This is a genomic window from Shewanella aquimarina, from assembly GCF_023349185.1.
In the GTDB taxonomy this organism is placed as follows: domain Bacteria; phylum Pseudomonadota; class Gammaproteobacteria; order Enterobacterales; family Shewanellaceae; genus Shewanella; species Shewanella aquimarina.
The window spans coordinates 1-20,292 of sequence record NZ_JAKIKY010000018.1 but is presented as its reverse complement, the minus strand read 5'-3'; the positions used below and the strand labels follow the sequence as shown (position 1 = coordinate 20,292).

Sequence of the window (20,292 nt, the reverse complement as noted above, 5' to 3'; positions counted from 1 at the left end):
CATCGTTTAAAAGGAGTAACTTGTTGATGCGAAAACTCACTCTGGCAGCATCCATTGCCAGCATCTTTGTAGGATTCTCGGCATGGGCACTGACGCCCAGTATTCCATCTAGCGAGTTGCCCTCTCTAACGCAAGAGCCGCAACATAAAGTAGCGAGCAAGCGAGTGACGGGTCTGTTCACTCGCGCCCATTATCATAGATTCGATCTGGACGATGCCTTCTCCGAGCAGGTGTTCGAGCGTTACCTTAAGCAGCTCGATTATCGCCGCAATGTCTTGCTTCAGAGTGATATCGACAGTTTCAAGCCTTATGCGACCCAATTTGACGACATGCTGAAAAGCGGTGATCTCACCGCCGCCTACAAGATCTTCGATCTGGTGCAGCAGCGTCGTTATGACCGTTTTGCCTACGCCTTATCTCTGCTCGACAAAGAGATGGACTTCAACGCCCCCGGCGACAGCTATCAGTACGACAGAGATGACGCCGCCTGGCCAAAAGATGAGGCCGAGCTCAATGAGCTGTGGCGTCAACGCGTCAAGTACGATGCCTTAAACCTTAAGCTGACCGGTAAAAACTGGGATGAGATCGTTAAGGTGCTCGAGAAGCGCTATAACAATGCCATCAAGCGTCTTAGCCAGACCAAGAGTGAAGATGTCTTCCAAGGTGTGATGAACGCCTTCTCTCGCAGCGTCGAGCCGCACACCAGTTACCTGTCGCCACGCAACGCCGAACGTTTCCAGATGGAGATGAACCTGAGCCTCGAAGGCATAGGCGCCGTGTTGCAAATGGATGACGACTACACAGTGATCAAGAGCCTGGTGGCTGGCGGCCCCGCGGCCAACAGCGAAAAGCTGGCACCGGAAGATCGTATCGTGGGTGTCGGCCAGGAAGGTAAAGAGATAGTCGATGTGATCGGCTGGCGACTGGATGACGTGGTCGAGCTGATCAAAGGGCCTAAGGGCAGTAAGGTCATTCTGCAGATCCTGCCTAAGAAGGGCGGCTCTTCTGCCAAGCCAATCGACGTGACCATAGTACGTGACAAGATCCGTTTAGAAGATCGCGCCGCGACCTCAGAGGTGATCGAGCCTGAAACCGGTAATTATGCCGGCCGCAAGGTTGGGGTGATTAAGATCCCAGGTTTCTACATGAACCTGTCTCAAGATGTCACCAAAGAGTTAGTCAAGCTCAAAGAGGCCAAGGTTGAAGGTGTTGTTATTGACCTGCGCGGTAATGGCGGCGGTGCATTAACCGAGGCGACGCTGTTAACAGGCCTGTTTATCGAGCAAGGCCCTGTGGTGCAGATCCGTGATGCTAACGGTAAGGTGTCGCAAAATCGCGACAACGACGGCCGTGTGACCTATTCAGGACCGCTCACCGTGATGGTAGACCGTTACAGCGCCTCGGCGTCAGAGATCTTCGCCGCCGCGTTACAAGACTATGATCGCGCGCTTATCGTGGGTGAGTCGACCTTTGGTAAGGGCACAGTGCAGCAGCATAAGAGCCTGGGCCGTATCTATGATATGTATGACAAGCCTATCGGCCATGTGCAGTACACCATCGCCAAGTTTTACCGTATCAACGGCGGTAGCACTCAGCTCAAAGGTGTGACACCGGATATTCCGTTCCCGAGTGCACTCGAGCCGGGCGAATACGGTGAAGCCGAGGAAGCCAACGCCTTGCCTTGGGATAAGGTGCCTGTGGCCCAATACGGTACGCTTGGGGATATTACCCCTGAGCTAGTGACCAACCTCGATTCGCGTCACCAGCAACGTATCAAGAAAGATGTTGAATTTGGCTATATCGATCAAGATATTGCCGAGTTTAAGAAGAGCCACAAAGAAACCAGCGTCTCTCTGGTAGAGAAAGAGCGTGTGGCCGAGCGCGAAGCGAATGATGAGAAGCAACTTGTTCGCCTCAACGAGCGCCGTGCGGTGGCAGGCCTAGAGGCACTTAAGTCTCTGGATGACGCCGAAGAAGATGTGAAGGCGCCGGACGCATTTCTCGACGAGACAGTCTATATCACTCTGGATTTAGTGGATATGGAAAGAGTGGCTAAAAACCAGGCGAAATAATATTGAGCCAAATTTTTTAAAAACGCGCTATTGGCGCGTTTTTTTATAATCTTTTCAGATGAGGGAATCTAAATGGCACAGGTTAAGGCCAAATATTTAAAAGACTATCGCGCACCGGATTTCACAATTTCTCATGTGGAGCTCTCTTTCGTGCTCGATGGTGCCAATACTCAGGTCACCGCGGTGAGTCAGGTGAAGCGTTTAAACGACGCCGCCCAGACGTTGGAGCTTGATGGTGAAGGGCTGAGCGTGAGCCAGCTACTGCTTAATGGTAAGACTCATGATTATCGCGTCACCGATGGCCAGTTAAGCATAGAAACCGACTTAGCTGACTTCGAACTGACCATAGTGACTAAGCTGGATCCCCAGGCTAACCTGGCGCTAGAAGGCCTATACATGTCAGATGGCGCCTATTGTACTCAGTGTGAGGCAGAAGGTTTCAGACGCATCACCTATTTCCTGGATCGCCCCGATGTACTGGCGGTCTACAAGGTGCGTATCGAAGCCGACAAGGCGGCGTTTCCTTACCTCTTGAGTAACGGTAACCGCGTCGACACTGGCGATCTTGAAGGCGGGCGTCACTTTGTTTGCTGGGAAGATCCTTTCCCGAAACCGGCATACCTGTTTGCCCTGGTAGCAGGGGACTTCGATCTGCTGGACGATAGCTTTACCACCAAGAGTGGCCGCGAGGTTGCGCTGCAGGTCTTTGTCGACAAGGGCAATCTGCACAAGGCACACCACGCCATGGCATCGCTGAAGAAGTCGATGGCCTGGGACGAGAGCCGCTTCGATCTCGAATACGATCTGGATATCTACATGATAGTCGCGGTGGATTTCTTCAACATGGGCGCCATGGAGAATAAGGGCCTCAACGTGTTCAACACTAAATATGTGTTGGCGGACAAAGACTCGGCGACGGATGAGGATTACCACGGTATCGAGTCGGTAGTGGGACACGAGTATTTCCATAACTGGACGGGCAACCGTGTCACCTGCCGTGACTGGTTCCAGTTGAGCCTCAAAGAGGGCCTGACGGTATTTCGCGATCAGGAGTTTAGCTCAGACGTGGGCTCAAGGGCGGTCAACCGTATCCATGCCATTAAGGTCATAAAGAACCAGCAGTTTGCCGAAGATAGCGGCCCTATGGCCCACGCGATTCGTCCCGAATCTGTGATTGAGATGAATAACTTCTATACCGTCACTGTGTATAACAAGGGCGCAGAAGTGATCCGCATGATGCACACCCTCTTGGGTGAGCAGGGCTTCCAGGCCGGAATGAAGTGTTACTTCGAGCGCCACGATGGTCAGGCGGTCACCTGTGATGATTTCGTGGCGGCGATGGAAGATGCCAGCGGCGTGGATCTGACTCAGTTCAGACGCTGGTATAGTCAATCTGGTACCCCAGAACTCACGGTTGAGGAGCGCTATGACGTCGAAAAACAGGAATATCGCCTGAGTCTGCGTCAACATACGCCACCGACGCCGGAGCAGAGTGAGAAGTTGCCGCTGCACATTCCGCTCGATCTCGAGCTTATCGGCAGCGATGGCCGCTCGCTCCTCAGTCAGGTCTTTAGCATCACAGAGGCCGAGCAAGAGCTAGTGTTTAGTGACATGAGCGAGCAACCTGTGCCTTCGCTGCTGCAAAACTTCTCGGCGCCGGTGAGGCTCAACTTCGCCTATAGCGTGGATCAACTGATCCATCTGATGCGTTACGCCAGCAGCGAGGTGGCTAAGTGGGAGGCCTCGGCGGCACTCTTTAGTCAGGCGGTTTGGCAGAATGTGGCGCACCTTAAGGCGCAAAAAGCGATGTACGTCGACCCTCGTTTGGTCGATGGCGTTAAAGGTTTGCTGCTAGACGAGCAACTGGATCAGGCGCTGCTCGCCGAGGTGCTTAAGTTCCCTAGCCTGAATACCCTGGTAGAGCAGGTGAGCCGCGTGGATCTCGACGCCCTGGCATCGGCCCGCGAATTTATGCTGGAGGAGATCGCCTCAGGTTGTGAAGATGAGTTGCTGGCACGTTATCGTGAGCTCTTATCTTTTGACAGCGCCGGAGCAAGGGCCCTTAAGAATGCTTGTCTGGGATTATTGCTACAGACCTCGGATGCGCATCAGAGCCTGGCGCAGCATCAATATGAGCAGGCAGCTAACATGACAGATAGCTTGGGCGCGCTGGCTGCGCTTAACCTCGAGCAGTCTGAGTTACGTACCAGCCTGCTGCAAGATTTTCAGCAAAAATGGGCCGACACCCCCTTGGTAATGGATAAATGGCTGACGCTGGAGGCGTGCTGCCCGGGTGTAGATCGCTGCGATGCGCTGCGAGAGCTTACTCAACATAGTGCCTTTAGCTTTGCCAATCCAAACAGGGTACGCTCCTTAATCGGCGCCTTTGCGGCAGCTAACCCTGAGGTGTTCCATCGCATCGACGGCAGCGGCTATCGTTTCCTGACCGAGGCGATCATCAAGCTCAATACCCTGAACCCTCAGGTAGCGGCACGCATCATCACACCACTTATTCAGTTTAAGAAGTTTGATGAGCAGCGCCAGAGGCTAATGCGAGCAGCCCTGGAAGAGATTTTGGCCTTACCGGATCTGTCGAAAGACCTCTATGAGAAGGTGTCTAAGGCCCTAGCTTAGCGCTCTTAGCCTAAGACCTAAGATTACGGGCCTAGATAAGCGCCTAGCCTATGGGCTAGCGATTGGCCTAAGATAGAGAGGGCGGGGTGCTTGGCATCTCGCCCCTTTTACTGTTAGATGATAGATTATGATGATATTTACCTTTCCCATGCAGGTGAGTTACCAGGAGTTTCTCAATTATTATCAAGGCAGTATTGATAAGATTGAGGTGAAAGATAGTTCTGGTAAGACACTGTGGATCCACGCCCGTCACTTCAGACCCTTTCTGACAACCTCCGGTATCAGGGGTTACTTTCGTCTACAACTCGATGATGAGGGTCAACTCGTTTCCCTCACCCAGCTCTAAGTTTTTTAGAGTATATACTTCAAACGAGTGATTTCGTTTCATCTCTGCCTCAGTTCACTAGGATACAAGTTTAATTACCTGTTTATGCTTGCTTTTTCAACGGACGTTTTTCATCTGGTACGACTTGTTATAAAGGATTTAAATCGTGTGTTTGAATTTACGTAAGCCCTTTAGCTTAAGTGTACAAATATCAAGGTAATTTTCTGTTTTTTCGCCTTGCTCATCACCCCTAAATGCTGTAACAATGGTGTTACCTGTACGCTAACAAGATGTTGGCCATCATTCCTATAACAAAGAATCCAGCAGGTTACGGAGAAGAGCTAAAATGAAAAACGTTAAAAATGGCTTTAACAAGTCAGCGCTAGCTTTGGGGATCGTCGCAGCGTTGAGTCTTGGAGCGACATCAGGCGTGCAAGCCGTGTCGTTCGATTGGGGAGAAGTGCAAGGCTCGTTCGATTCAACATTCAGTGCCGGTGCAAGCTGGCGTGTTGAGGAGCGAGACTGGGATAACCAGATTGGTAAGGTGAATCACCCGCGCTTCGACTGGTCAAATTATTCCGCATTCGGTAACACTAAATATACCTCGGCCGAGATTTGGGCTCAGCCGGGTTCTTACTCGAGCAACGGTGACTTGAGTAACATGCTCTATTCTCAGGGTGACGTAACCTCAATGGTGTTCAAGGGATTGCATGAACTGTCGCTTAAGTATGAAAATTTCGGTCTGTTTGCCCGTGGCATGTATTTCTACGATCAGAAGGCCAACAACGGCAGCTATGGCTACAGCGACCCGATAACCGGCAAGGAGTATGACCCTTGTGCCGACTCGGAAGCCTCTAAGGTACAGTGTAAAGATGTGCGCCTGTTAGATGCCTTCATCTATGGCGATTTCGATTTCAACGACGGTGCTAACCCACTGAGCGTGCGTATCGGTAACCAGGTGGTGTCATGGGGCGAAAGCACACTAATTCCGCACGGCATCGGGGTGATCAACCCGGTCGATCTTAACATCCTTAATGCACCGGGCGCCGAGCTTAAAGAAGCCTTTAGACCACAAGGCATGATTTGGGCGTCACTGGGTGTAACAGAGTCTCTTTCTGTCGAAGCCTTCTATCAATATGATTGGGAGCCAGTTTGGGTGCCCACCCCTGGCTCATACTTCTCGACTAACGATTTTGCCGGTTACGGCGGCTATTCACAAAATGCCCAGCTGGGCTTTAATGCCAACCCTGACATCAACCTAGAGTTCCTGATAGACGAGTATCAGAAGCTGGCGGCCATGGTGGCATCGGGTCAGTACGATGCGGCGACACTGGGTTCATTGGCGTTAGCCTACCCGACTAAGGTGACCCTGATGCAAGATCAGGCGAGCGCCAGCGATTCGGGTCAGTACGGTATCAAGCTGGGTTATTACGCACCAGAGCTGGGCGAGACAGAGTTTGGCTTCTACTACATGAACTATCATAGCCGTCGTCCGCTGATCAGCGGCACTACTGCTAACTTTACTGCCGAAGCAATAGGTGCAGATCTGGCACAACTTGGAATGCTTGGTGGTACTGGGGCAACAGTGGATCGTCAAACATTGCTCGGTTTAGAGACCTTCTCAAAGGCGCAAATCGTTTACCCTGAAGATATTCAACTCTACGGCTTTAGTTTCAACACTCTGATTGGCGATACCTCCGTTGCCGGTGAAATTGCTCATAGACTGGATGAACCATTACAAATTGATGACGTTGAGCTTTTGTTTGCGGCGATGCCGCAGCAATTAGCGAACATTGATCCTAACCTCCCGCACTATAGAGGCGATCTCGATGGGATCTCACAGGTGCAGAATTATGGACCGGGCGAATATGCAGAAGGCTATATCCGCCGCGATACCACTCAGGCACAGGTAACCTTTACCCATCTGTTCGGTCCGACACTGGGCATGGATAATCTGGTGATGCTGGCCGAGGTAGGTGGCGTTTGGATCCATGACATGCCAGGCTTCGATGAGCTGCGTCTCAATGGTCCTGGCACGGCGCGTTCGGGCGGTAACCCAGATATGCCTGGTATCATCGAGGCGGTACATAACGGCCCTGAAACGAATCCTTTCCCAACGGATTTTGCCTGGGGTTATCGTTTAGTCGCCAAGGCCGATTACAACAACCTGTTTGCCGGTGTAAACATGTCGCCGCGCATCATCTTCTCCCATGATGTTGACGGGATCACCCCAGATCCTATGTTCCTGTTCACCGAAGGTAAGAAGTCCGTCGCTATTGGCGTGAACTTCGATTATCAGAGTCGTTGGGGCGCAGATTTCTCATACAACTCCTTCTTCGGTGGTGTCGGCACGACGAATCTGATGTCAGATCGCGATTATGTGTCGTTTAACATCAAGTATTCAATCTAATTCACAAGGACAATAAGAATGAAAAAACTAACACTATTGTCGGCTGCTGTGATAGTCGCATTGACCGCACCAACAGCCTTTGCGAAAGTTTCAGAGGCGCAGGCGGCCAAGCTTGGCACCGAACTCACGCCACTTGGCGGTGAAAAGGAGGGCAACGCCGATGGTTCTATTCCGGCTTGGGATGGTGGTATCACTAAACCTGTCGCCGGCTACGAGAAGGGAATGCATCATCCCGATCCTTTCCCGAACGACAAGATTGAATTTACCATTACCAATGCTAACAAGGCGCAGTACAAAGACTACCTGACCCCAGGTCAGATGAAGTTGTTCGAACTGTACCCTGATACCTACAAGATGAATGTCTACCAGACACGTCGTACCGCTTCCGTGCCTCAGTTTGTCTACGACGCAACCAAGGCCAATGCCACACGTGCCGAGCTAGTGGCAGACGGCAACGGGATCTCTGGTGCCTCAATTGGCGTGCCTTTCCCGGTGCCACAAAATGGGCTTGAAGCCATCTGGAACCATGTGCTGCGTTTTCGTGGCGTAGACGTCGAGACGGCCCGTAGTCAGGCGGCACCAACGGCATCTGGTGGTTACACCCTGGTGGAAACCGCCGAAGAGATCCGCTTTCAATATTCGCGTCCCGAAATGACGTTGGATAAGTTAAAAGAGTCTAATACCCTGTTCTACTTTAAGCAGGTGGTGACTCAGCCGGCACGTCTGGCGGGTACCGCGCTGTTGGTTAAAGAAACCATGGATCAGGAAGCACTGCCACGTCAGGCCTGGACTTATAACACAGGACAGCGCCGCGTTCGTAAGGCGCCAAACGTTGCCTTCGATACGCCGGGCACCGTATCTGATGGTCTGCGCACCACAGATGATTTCGATATGTTTAACGGCTCACCGGTTCGATACAACTGGGAGCTTGTGGGTAAGAAGGAGATCTACATTCCTTACAACGACTACAAGTTGCACTCAGACAAGTTGAAATATGAGCAGATCCTCAAGCCAGGTCATATCAACCCAGATTATGTGCGCTGGGAAAAGCACCGCGTATGGGAAGTTAAGGCACAGCTTAAGGATGGTATGCGTCACATCTACAAGACCCGCGTCTTCTATCTCGATGAGGACTCTTGGCAGGTGGCTATGGCAGACATGTATGACAACCGTGATGAGCTTTATCGCGTAGCCGTGGCACACGCCATCAACTACTACGAAGTGCCGACTCACTGGACCACACTTGAAGTGATCCACGATCTGCAGTCTCGTCGTTACCTGGCCATGGGTCTGGATAACGAGGGTCGTATGTATAACTTCGATGCCAAGCTGAGCGAAGCGAACTTTACGCCAGCGGCATTGAGACGTGCTGGCATCCGTTAAGCACTCGTTCGTTAAGCACTTATTTTTAAGTACTTTTTAAGAACTTAGGGGAGAGGGGCCTGTTGGCCCCTCATTTTACGAAAGGAAGTTTGTATGTGGTTTAGCATGCTTCGGCTTGTCGCTTTATCTTCTCTGTGTTTTGTCACCCTAGCCGGGGCCCAAGCGGCAACCGAGGTGGCATCTTCCGATATTCAGCCGCTGGCGACACAATCCCTGGTATTGGATATTGCCAAGCAGGGAGAAACTATGATTGCCGTGGGCGATCGTGGTCATCTATTTCGTTTTACCGACAGCTGGCAGCAGGTGATCTCACCGAGTCGCGCCTTGCTGACCAAGGCGACGCTGCTGACGCCAGAACTGGGGTGGGCTGTGGGTCACGATGCCACCATCTTACATACCCAGGACGGGGGCAAGAGCTGGGTGGCGCAGATGCGTTCCCCCGAGATTGAAAAGCCTTTCCTGGATGTGCTCTTCTTCGACGCCAACCATGGCATAGCGATTGGCGCCTATGGACTCTTCTATCGCACCCAGGATGGCGGTAAACAGTGGCAGCAGGAGTTTCATACCGAGCTCTTATACGAAGAGGATCAGGCCTATCTCGATGAACTCAAGGCGGAAGATGAAAGCCTGTATCTAAAAGAGCGCAGTACATTATTACCCCACTTTAATCGTGTGGTGCGTCTAGCCGATGACCGCCTGTTGATGGTGGGTGAACTTGGTCTGGCGGCCGAGTCACAAGACAATGGCCTTAGCTGGCAGCGCATCGAGTTTCCCTATGAGGGCTCGCTGTTTAATATCTTAGTGGCCAAGCAGGGGATCTATGTGCTTGGCCTGCGTGGGCACCTGTTTAAGAGCGCCGGCGACCTAGAGCAGTGGCAGGCGATCGAGCTGCCTTCCAAGTCGACGCTGAATGGTGGAATTGTGCTAAGTGACGATAAGGTCAGGCTGGTCGGCAATGGCGGCGTGGTGATCGACGTAACCGCCGATGATGGCGTGACTATGGTGACTCAGCGTCAGGGGGAAAACCTGGTCGCTATCGGCCAGGATAAGTCAGGTACACTTTGGATTGCCGGTACCAAAGGCTTAGTTGCATTACAACAAAAATAATAAGGCCATGGCATGTTAGATAAATTAGTTAATGGATTAGAATCCTTCCTGTTTCGGCAACGGGCCTATGTGATATTCGCCTTCTTGCTGGCAACCCTGTTTCTCGGCTTTCAGGCCAGCCATCTGAAGATGGATGCGGCGTTCGTTAAGAATATCCCGCTTAATCATAGCTATATGCAGACTTATCTGAAGCATCAGAAGCAGTTTGGCGGCGCAAATAGCATCATGGTGGCGGTGGAAGATACCAGTGGCAACATCTTTAACCCCAACTTTTTCGATACCTTAAAGCAGGTACACGACCAGCTGTTCTTCATTCCTGGTGTCGATCGTGCCCAGGTTAAATCACTCTATTCGCCATCGACCCGATTTACCGAGGTGGTGGAAGATGGTTTCGCAGGCGGCCCAGTTATTCCGGCAGATTTTTCTACCACGCCCGCCGGGCTCGAGGTGGTTCGCAGCAACATAGAGAAGGCGGGTATCGTAGGGCGCCTCATCGCCGAGGACTACTCGGCGGCCATGGTGACGGCGCAGTTGATGGATTTCGACCCCCAGACCGGTGAACCCCTCGATACCTTGGCCTTCGCCAGTCAACTCGAGAAGGAGCTGCGTGGTCAGTATGAAAATGATGAGATAAAGATCCATATTATCGGTTTTGCCAAGATGGCCGGTGATGTGGCCGAGGGGGCAAAGGGGGTCGTACTCTTCTTTGCCATCGCTATATTAGTGACCGCCGTGATGGTGTATCTCTTCTCCCATTCGGTCAAACTAACCCTGCTTCCTCTGGTTTGTAGCCTGGTGGCCGTGGTTTGGCAGCTAGGCCTGCTTACCGTGGTCGGCTTTGGTCTGGATCCCATGTCGATTCTGATCCCCTTCCTGGTGTTTGCCATCGGGGTGAGTCATGGCGTGCAGATGATCAATGCCGTCAGACGTCGCGTGGGGGAGGGTGAGAGCACCAAATCTGCCGCCGCACTAGCGTTTCGCAGTCTGCTGATCCCTGGTGGCGTCGCGCTGCTCTCTGACACCGTAGGCTTCATGACCTTGCTGGCCATCGATATCGGCATCATTCGTGAGCTGGCCATCTCGGCATCCCTGGGGGTGGCGGTGATCATCCTGACCAACCTGGTGCTGTTGCCTTTGCTGATCTCCTTTACTGAGGTCAAGGCGCTGCCGACAAAATCAAACGGCAAAGTGGAGGCTATCTGGCGTAAACTCTCCTGTTTCGCCACGCCTAAGTATGCGCTAGTCGTGCTGATCGCCACTGCACTCCTCTACGGGCTTGGGTTGCAGCAGGCCAATAAGATGAAGATTGGCGATCTACAGGGCGGGGCGCCGGCACTGCATTTCGACAGCCGCTACAACCAGGACACCTTCTATATTACCGATCACTTCTCTATTACGACGGACGTGATGACAGTGATCGTCGAGGCCTTTCCCGAGGCCTGTACCTACCATGATGTGTTGACGCAAATCGACGAGTTCGAATGGCAGGTGGCCAATACCCCTGGTGTCGAGTCGACCGCCAGCCTGGCGTCTATCGCCAAGCGGGTTAACGCAGGTTTCAACGAGGGTAACCCTAAGTGGCAGGTGCTACCACGCACTACCGCAAGTCTGGTGCAGGCGGTAGGGCAGATCCCGACCACCTCGGGTTTGCTAGACGGTAACTGCTCTGTGATGCCTGTTTATCTGTTCCTTAAAGATCATAAGGCGGAGACCATTGAGCTGGTGATCGATAAGGTCAAGACGCTGTCTGCCAAGATGGATAACGACAAGCTCAAGTTTAAGCTGGCTTCTGGCCCGGTTGGGGTAATGGCCGCGACCAACGAGGCGGTCGCCGAGGCACAGCTGCCTATGATGCTCTATGTCTATGGCGCCGTGTTTGTCCTCTGTCTCATCAGTTTCAGATCGATTCGCGCGACCGTGGCGGTTATCCTGCCCCTGTATGTGGTATCGACCCTGGCACAGGCGCTGATGACCCAGCTCGATATCGGCCTGGCGGTGAGCACGCTGCCGGTGATCGCCTTGGGCGTCGGTATCGGCGTCGACTATGGTATCTATATCCTCTCGACCATGGCGGTTAAGCTCAGAGACGGCATGCCGGTGCAAACCGCCTATCACCAGGCGCTGATTGAGCGGGGCAGTGCGGTGATCTTCACCGGCCTGACACTGGCGATTGGTGTCAGTACCTGGTTCTTCTCGGCGCTTAAGTTCCAAATGGACATGGGCATACTGTTAACTTTTATGTTTTTGGTGAATATGTTGGGGGCAATAATTATTTTGCCTGCGATAGGCGCTATTTTCTGGCGTAAGCCGCGATAGCAGACTGAAAGAGAGAGCATTGGCTCTCTCTTTTTTTGCATAGTTACGCTCACTTTACGATTGTTTTTTCATCATGCACTCCGATATGGCCGCAAAACCCCGAGGGATGAGGATCTACCACTAAAATAGTTCTCGAAAATTGGCACATTTAGTAATAAACTTCGCGCTATGACTTAGGTCACATAATTAGATTTGGCCTGTCATATGCTCAAGCATCCATAAAATTACAAAAACGCTGCCATAGACCCTAAAGGAAACAGCAACATGGCCTTGAAAGATGCAATGCCTTCAGTACTACTCGAGAACGTAGTCAGCCTAATTCATTCGAAAGTTCCCAATACACAAGCCAAACAAGTTGAACAGTTCGCAACTTGTATTTATGCCCACATGTCGAAAGATGACTTGCAGCACCGCAATGACAGTGATCTTTACGGCGCCGTCCTCAGCCTTTGGAATGCCGCGAACAAGACGCCTGTCGGCGAGACCCATATTCGTGTGTTTAACCCGAGTCAATCTAAGCATGGTTGGAAATCATCCCACTCAATCATCGAGGTGATTCAACCAGATATGCCTTTCCTTGTTGACTCTGTAGGCATGGCGCTTAACCGCATGGGCATCACCACTCACATGATGTTGCACACGCCGTTAACCGTGAAGCGTGATCAGGGCGTGATCACTGGTGTTAGCTACAACGACGATAAGGATGAGAGCAACGACAAGGTTGCCGTGTTCCTGATCGAAGTCGACAGACTGAGCAGCGATGCCGATATCAAGAGCCTGGAGAAAGAGATCCAATCTGTATTGGGTGATGTGGCTGCATCGGTCAACGACTGGCAGGCGATGTCTAACAAGCTAAGCGAGACCATCGCTGAGCTGGCAGACCGTCCTTTCCCGGGTAAGAAGCGTGATCTGGATGAGGCCATCAACTTCCTCACCTATCTCAACAACCATCATTTCACCCTGCTGGGCTACCGCCGTTATGACCTGCACAAGGTCGAAGGTGATCTCGAGCTGTTGCCAGTTAACGAGACCAGCCTTGGTCTGATGAATGTACCGGGTAAGCCTAAGAGTTCTAAGGGACTCATGCTCTCTAGCCTGTCAGATACCGCACGTAAAGAAGCGCTCGACAACAGCCTGCTTATTTTGACCAAGAGCACAGAGAAGAGCCGTGTACACCGCCCGGCCTATGTCGACTATATCGGCATCAAGCGTTTCGACGAGCAGGGTAACGTGATCGGTGAAGACAGATTCATCGGTCTGTATGCCTCAAACCTTTATAACCGCAGCCCTCGTGAGATCCCGCTGCTGGCAGAAAAACTGCAGCGCGTACTGGACGACTCAGGTCTGACGCCGCACTCGCACGACTACAAGGCCTTGATGCACATTCTGGAAACCTTGCCACGCGATGAGCTGGTTCAGGCGCGTGAATCAGAATTGGCCAGCATGGCTCACGGTGTTCTGGAGATGCAAGATCGTGACAAACTTAAACTGTTTGTGCGCAAGGATGGCTTTGGTCGTTTCCTCTCTTGCCTGGTTTACGTCTCTAAAGACAGATACAACACTAAGCTGCGTGAAGATACTCAACGTATTCTGGCGCAACACTTCAACACTAAAGAAGATGTTGAATTTACAACTTATTTCTCTGAGTCTACGCTCGCGCGTACTCACTATATAGTCAAAGTCGATAATAATATTACGGATGTAGATGTGGCTGCCATCGAAAACAATCTAATTGAAGCTGCGCGTTCATGGGAAGACAAGTTAAACACAGCGCTGATCACTGCCCAAGGCGAAGAGTCTGGCAACCGTTTGGTCAAACGTTATGTGAATGCGTTTCCACGCAGCTACAAAGAAGATGTGTTGCCTAGCTCTGCCGTGGTGGATATCGAGCACTTAGAAGCGTTGGATGATGATCATAAGCTTGGCATGCTCTTCTATCAGCCACAGGAAACGGCACTTAAAGACAACAAGGTACGTCTGAAACTATTCCATAAAGATGAGCCAATCCATCTGTCTGATGTATTGCCGATGCTGGAAAACTTCGGCCTACGCGTGATCAACGAACGTCCCTATGAAGTGATGACCGCCGATGGTTCAACCTTCTGGATCTTGGACTTCTTGATGACAGTACAAGGCGCGGCGGTTGATAACTTGGCCGACAGCCAAGACAGATTCCAGACGGCCCTGTCACAGGTATGGCGTAAAGAGCTGGAAGATGACGGCTTTAACCGTCTGGTATTGGCAACTGGCCTCTCTGGCCGCGAAGTCTCTGTACTGCGTGCCTATGCTAAGTATATGCGTCAGATCGATGCGACCTTCAGTCAGGCCTATATCGAAGAGACCTTCAGCAGCTATCCACAAATTGCCGATCTCTTGGTGAAGATGTTTATCCGTAAGTTCAACCCTAAGCTGAAGACTCGTACTCTGGCTAAGTTTGTTGAACAAATCGATATGCGTCTGGAAGAGGTGTCTAGCCTGGATGACGACCGTATCATCCGTCGTTACCTGGATCTGATCAACGCCACTCTGCGTACCAACTTCTATCAGGTGCTGCCAGATGGTAACAACAAGCCTTACGTGTCATTCAAGTTCTCACCTGAAGAGATCCCTGAGATGCCGCGTCCGCTGCCTAAGTTTGAGATCTTCGTCTACTCACCAAGGGTAGAGGGTGTACACCTGCGTGGTGGCAAGGTTGCCCGTGGTGGCCTGCGCTGGTCTGACCGTCGTGAAGACTTCCGTACCGAGGTACTGGGCCTGGTGAAAGCCCAGCAGGTGAAGAACACTGTAATTGTGCCTGTGGGCGCCAAGGGTGGCTTCGTCTGTAAGCAACTGCCGACCGAAGGTGGCCGCGATGCCTTCTTCACCGAAGGCCAAGAGTGCTACCGCTTGTTTATCCGCGGTCTGCTGGATATCTCTGACAATATCATCGAAGGCGAAATTGTTCCTCCTGCGAACGTGGTACGTCACGATGAAGACGATCCATACCTGGTTGTGGCGGCCGATAAGGGCACCGCGACCTTCTCAGATATCGCCAACGCCATCTCTGAAGAGTATGGCTTCTGGTTAGGCGATGCCTTCGCATCGGGTGGTAGTAACGGTTACGACCACAAGAAGATGGGTATCACTGCCCGCGGTGCATGGGAATCGGTTAAGCGTCACTTCCGCGAAATTGGTATAGACTGTCAGACGACAGATTTTACCTGTTTGGCAATTGGTGACATGGCCGGTGACGTATTCGGTAACGGTATGCTGCTCTCTGAGCACACTCGTCTGGTGACTGCATTTAACCATATGCACATCTTTATCGACCCGAATCCTGATGCGGCCAGCAGCTATAAAGAGCGTGCACGTCTGTTCGAGATGCCACGTTCAAGCTGGGAAGACTACAACAAGGACTTGATCTCTAAGGGCGGCGGAATATTCCTGCGCTCGGCCAAGTCAATCACCCTGACGCCAGAAATGAAGAAGATGCTGGACACCAAGAAAGCATCTATGACACCAAACGAGCTGCTTAAAGAGCTGCTGAAGATGAAGGTGGATCTGATCTGGAACGGGGGTATCGGTACCTACATCAAGGCGACCAGCGAGACACACGCCGAGGTGGGTGACCGCGCCAACGACGCACTGCGTGTCAACGGTAACGAGGTTCAGGCGCGCATCATAGGCGAGGGTGGTAACCTAGGTTGTACCCAGCTTGGCCGTATCGAATATGCTGCCAATGGTGGCCGCATGAACACCGACTTCGTCGATAACGTGGGTGGTGTGGATTGTTCGGACAACGAAGTTAACATCAAGATCTTGCTTAACGCCATGGTGGCCGAAGGTGAGATGACAGTTAAACAGCGTAACCGTCTGCTGGTTGAGATGACTGACGAAGTCAGCCGCATCGTACTGCAAGACTGTAAGGATCAGACCCGCACCATCTCTGTGACTCAGGTGCGCGGCGCCGAGCAGTTGAAAGAGCAGATCCGCTTCATCCATTACCTGGAGAAGGAAGACAAGCTCGATAGAGCACTCGAGTTCCTGCCAAGTGATGACGAGCTGGCAGAGCGCCTAGCAAACGGTAAGTCACTGACTCGCCCTGAGCTATCTGTACTTGTGGCCTACGCCAAGATGGTATTGAAAGAGCAACTGCTGACGCCGGAAATTACCGACGATTCATTCTTGAGTCAGCTGCTTATCGAATACTTCCCTCGTCAGCTACAGGAGAAGTACAGCGAGCGTATGGTCAACCATCCGCTGCGCGCCGAGATCATCGCGACCTCGCTGGCCAACGAGTTGGTTAACGACATGGGCTTGAATTTCGTTCAGCGTATGCAAGATGAGACAGGTGCCTCAGTCGCCGAAGCCGCTATCTGCTACACTATGGCTCGTGAAGTATTTGGTTTAGCTGATTTAACTAAATCGATCACGGCGCTAAACGGTGTGGTGCCTGCTGTGGTTCAAGGCGAGATGCTGCATCAGTTGCGTCGTAATCTACGCCGCGCGTGTCGTTGGTTCTTACGTCATCGTAACCGTAACCAAAGCATCGAGCAGGTTGTGGCCTTCTTTAGCCCAGTGTTCCAGGAACTTCGTCAGAATGTTCACCAGTATCTGGTGGAAGATGAAGTCAACGGCATCCGCGCCGAGATTGCAGCGCTGGTGAAAGAAGGTGTACCAGAACAGGTTGCGACCGATGTCGTGAACATGAGTACACTGTTCTCGGCGCTGGACATCTCGCAAATTGCCGAGCTGGAAGACAAGCCTGTGGCCTTGGTTGCCGAGACCTACTACAAGTTAGGTGCTCGTATCGACCTGCACTGGTTCCTCGAGCAGATCAGTGCGCAGCCTGTGGCGAACCACTGGCAAGCGCTGGCGAGAGCGGCATTTAGGGAAGAGCTTGATTGGCAACAACGTTCACTGAGTTCTGCAGTGCTACGTACCTGCCCATCGGTTTGTGATGCTGACGCCATTATCGATCAGTGGGTCGAATCCAATCAGGGCTTATTGGAGAGATGGTTCCACATGCTTGCAGACTTTAAGACCTCGCAGACCCACGAGTTTGCGAAGTTCTCAGTCGCCCTACGTGAGCTGAATCTGTTGATCCTTCATTGCGAAGGTCAATCGTAAAAAATAAAAATTAGTTATGAGCCCTGGCAATCGCCGGGGCTTTTTTCGGTCTAGGAGAATGCATGTTTTACAAAATCGCACAGAAAGTGATGTTTCAGATGGATCCCGAGAAGGCGCATAACCTTGCTATAGGCGGTCTGAAATCAACTGCGAATTCGCCATTAAACTGCTTTTATGCACAGAAGCTGCAAGCGGCACCTGTCGAGTTTATGGGATTGACCTTTCCTAATCCTGTCGGCCTAGCCGCCGGTATGGATAAGGACGGCGAGTGTATCGATGCGTTCCACGCCATGGGTTTTGGCCATGTGGAAGTGGGCACTGTGACTCCGCGTCCACAGCCGGGGAATGATCAGCCACGCCTATTTCGTTTAAAGCCTGCCAAGGCGATTATCAATCGCATGGGCTTTAACAATAAGGGTGTCGATAACCTGGTGGCAAACCTGAAGGCGGCCAAGTCGGGTGCCATGGTTGGGGTGAATATCGGCAAGAACAAGGATACGCCGGTAGAGCAGGGTAAAGAAGATTACCTTATCTGTATGGAAAAGGTTTACCCTTATGCTGCCTATATTGCGGTAAATATTTCATCGCCAAATACCCCAGGTCTGCGTACCTTGCAGTATGGGGATCTGCTTGATGATCTATTGGGATCATTAAAAGCCAAGCAGAAAGATCTTGCCGAACGTCACGGTAAGTATGTGCCGATCGCGTTGAAAATTGCGCCGGATCTTGAGCCAGAAGAGATAGAGAAGATTGCCGAGTCGCTCATTCGTAACGAGTTCGATGGTGCTATCGCCACCAACACCACGCTGACCCGCGACGGTGTCAGCGGCTTGGTGAATTCTAATGAAGCCGGTGGACTAAGTGGTAAGCCTTTGAATTCATTGTCAACAAAAGTAATTAAACAGCTGGCCGATTGCTTAAAGGGCCAGGTGCCTATCATAGGCGTTGGCGGTATTAATAGTGCTGCCGACGCGTTAGATAAGTTGGATGCGGGCGCAACTATGGTACAAATTTATTCTGGTTTTATTTATCGGGGACCAGAATTAATTAAAGAGATCGTCGATGCATATCGCGTCAAGAGTAAATAAGATCTTCATTTAGATCTAAAAACGATCGCGCGATCTTAATTAGATCGCGTTTGATCGCAATAACATGTTGTTATCTATATCATATTTGTAATATTTTTTTTGATATTGGCTGAAATATCATCTATTATCGAGCTGTATTAAGGTATATAGGTACACGTTATGTTATTAATGCCACAAAGGGATTGGCAATGGATATATAACGATTCGTATGGGGTTTTAAGCGTTTCGTTAGGTGCGGATATGGAATTTCTGACTCCCTATAAAACGAAAGCACTTATTCCTGATGCCCTGGCAACCACGGAGTTTAATGTCGATCACGCTAAATTCTATATTGAGTTTATTGAGCGTATTGGTAAGTCATTAAATATTGCCGACGCGGTGAGGGTACAGCTGGCACTTAATGCTACCGCGGCCCATTTTCTGTTAAAACCTCAGATGCCTAAGTCGTGGTTTTTTGAGACTTCTGCCATCTGTGTCTACAGTGAACTGGGTAAGGTGTTTCAGTTGAAATGCCAAGGCGAAGTCGTGCAGGTTCTGGTGGTTGAGTCTAATATTCAGGCCTCCTTGGTGATGTTGTTATCGCCCGAATTGCGCCTGAGTGATAGCAAGGCGATGCGCCAGTTCGATTGCATTAAGGTGATGAACGATAGATTACATCCCTTAAAGGCGAATCGTCAGATCGCCGCGGCTTAATAAGCAAGACAAAATTTAATCGAATGGGGAGCTGAGGCTCCCTATTTTTATGCCTGATGTTTTTGATCTATTTATTTTATTGCAATCATCGACCGTAAATCATTTTTTCGATCCATCAGGTTTGCCTCTCTTTTACTTTCTAATCTCTTCTCCTATTCATCACTGATACTTAACTGTCTTTTTTATGATCATTTGTTGAGTTTTGAATCGATAGATTAAAACTTAAAATAAATTCTCATTCATTAGCGGGAGCAAGGCAGGCCTAACTGCAGGTGTCACAGTTTATTGTTTTCAAATGATAGTCTGAAATTCTAGATAGCATGGCGCGCCAAGTTAACTTGGCTTTTCAAATATAGCCAGATGCACTGAGCATGGTGGTTTAATAAGCGTAAGAAATAAGATGATGGGGTGAGCATAAGAAATTGGTTGTGTGAGCCGGATGTTAACTGGGCGGCATACCGTCGACGACTGTCATCGTATGTATGGCAGACTTAAGCGTGATTTGACTGAAGTTTTTGAATTGGTTGCGGGAGCCGGATTTGAACTGGGCGGCATACCGTCGACGACTGTCGTCGTATGTATGGCAGACTTAAGCGTGATTTGACTGAAGGTTTTGAATTGGTTGCGGGTACGGATTTGAACTGGGCGGCATACCGTCGACGACTGTCGTCGTATGTGTGGCATACTTAAATAGCTTGATTTGAATAAAGTTTTTGAATTGGTTGCGGGAGCCGGATTTGAACTGGGCGGCATACCGTCGACGACTGTCTTCGTATGTATGGCAGGCTTAAATTAGGTGACTTGAATTATGTTTTTGAATTGGTTGCGGGAGCCGGATTTGAACCGACGACCTTCGGGTTATGAGCCCGACGAGCTACCAAGCTGCTCCATCCCGCGTCCGAATGTGATGCAAAGCGTTTTAATTCTTGTTTGAGGAATTGGTTAGGGGAGTGGATTAAATCGACTACCTTTGCCGCGGTTAATATTGCGAGCCCGAATGGGGCGCTTTAACCTTTTACATCACTACTTACTGTGTCAATCAGAAATTGGTTGCGGGAGCCGGATTTGAACCGACGACCTTCGGGTTATGAGCCCGACGAGCTACCAAGCTGCTCCATCCCGCGTCCGATGTGATGCAAACCGTTTTAATTCTTG

Annotated in this window: 10 protein-coding genes and 2 tRNA genes; 10 read left to right on the top strand and 2 right to left on the bottom strand. The window is 51.0% G+C overall.

Annotated elements, in window-relative coordinates; genetic code table 11:
• The first annotated feature begins 26 nt into the window (after nucleotides 1-26).
• The 10 genes from prc (at nucleotide 27) to L2731_RS18125 (ending at nucleotide 19,137) form a co-directional block, all read left to right on the top strand.
• A complete protein-coding gene (gene prc / locus L2731_RS18170) occupies nucleotides 27-2,072 on the top strand; it encodes a carboxy terminal-processing peptidase (RefSeq protein ID WP_249254759.1) in 2,046 nt (681 codons plus the stop codon).
• A gap of 72 nt (nucleotides 2,073-2,144) precedes the next feature.
• Nucleotides 2,145-4,706 (top strand): aminopeptidase N, encoded by a 2,562-nt coding sequence (gene pepN / locus L2731_RS18165; protein ID WP_249254758.1) that lies wholly within the window; start codon nucleotides 2,145-2,147, stop codon nucleotides 4,704-4,706.
• Between the two features lie 127 nt (nucleotides 4,707-4,833).
• The gene (locus tag L2731_RS18160) at nucleotides 4,834-5,052 is read left to right on the top strand and encodes a DUF2835 domain-containing protein (RefSeq protein ID WP_415837014.1); all 219 of its coding nucleotides are present in this window, start codon (nucleotides 4,834-4,836) and stop codon (nucleotides 5,050-5,052) included.
• 325 nt (nucleotides 5,053-5,377) lie between these two features.
• A complete protein-coding gene (locus L2731_RS18155) occupies nucleotides 5,378-7,441 on the top strand; it encodes a DUF1302 domain-containing protein (RefSeq protein ID WP_249254757.1) in 2,064 nt (687 codons plus the stop codon).
• A gap of 18 nt (nucleotides 7,442-7,459) precedes the next feature.
• Entirely contained in the window at nucleotides 7,460-8,824 is a 1,365-nt protein-coding gene (locus L2731_RS18150) for a DUF1329 domain-containing protein (RefSeq protein WP_239850409.1), read from the top strand.
• 93 nt (nucleotides 8,825-8,917) lie between these two features.
• Nucleotides 8,918-9,931: a WD40/YVTN/BNR-like repeat-containing protein gene (locus L2731_RS18145; RefSeq protein WP_249254756.1), complete on the top strand. Its 1,014-nt coding sequence runs from the start codon at nucleotides 8,918-8,920 to the stop codon at nucleotides 9,929-9,931.
• 12 nt (nucleotides 9,932-9,943) lie between these two features.
• Nucleotides 9,944-12,247: an efflux RND transporter permease subunit gene (locus tag L2731_RS18140; protein WP_249254755.1), complete on the top strand. Its 2,304-nt coding sequence runs from the start codon at nucleotides 9,944-9,946 to the stop codon at nucleotides 12,245-12,247.
• Between the two features lie 264 nt (nucleotides 12,248-12,511).
• Nucleotides 12,512-17,356 carry an NAD-glutamate dehydrogenase gene (locus L2731_RS18135; protein WP_249254754.1) on the top strand — a complete coding sequence of 1,615 codons (4,845 nt, stop codon included), beginning with the start codon at nucleotides 12,512-12,514 and terminating at the stop codon, nucleotides 17,354-17,356.
• 62 nt (nucleotides 17,357-17,418) lie between these two features.
• The gene (gene pyrD, locus L2731_RS18130; RefSeq protein WP_249254753.1) at nucleotides 17,419-18,444 is read left to right on the top strand and encodes a quinone-dependent dihydroorotate dehydrogenase; all 1,026 of its coding nucleotides are present in this window, start codon (nucleotides 17,419-17,421) and stop codon (nucleotides 18,442-18,444) included.
• Between the two features lie 159 nt (nucleotides 18,445-18,603).
• Nucleotides 18,604-19,137: a cell division protein ZapC gene (locus L2731_RS18125; RefSeq protein ID WP_249254752.1), complete on the top strand. Its 534-nt coding sequence runs from the start codon at nucleotides 18,604-18,606 to the stop codon at nucleotides 19,135-19,137.
• Nucleotides 19,138-19,957: 820 nt separating this feature from the next.
• Here L2731_RS18125 and L2731_RS18120 read toward each other — a convergent pair.
• Both L2731_RS18120 and L2731_RS18115 read right to left on the bottom strand, forming a co-directional pair.
• Nucleotides 19,958-20,034: transfer RNA gene (locus L2731_RS18120), tRNA-Met, on the bottom strand.
• 150 nt (nucleotides 20,035-20,184) lie between these two features.
• A tRNA-Met gene (locus L2731_RS18115) sits at nucleotides 20,185-20,261 on the bottom strand.
• Between the last annotated feature and the right edge of the window lie 31 nt (nucleotides 20,262-20,292).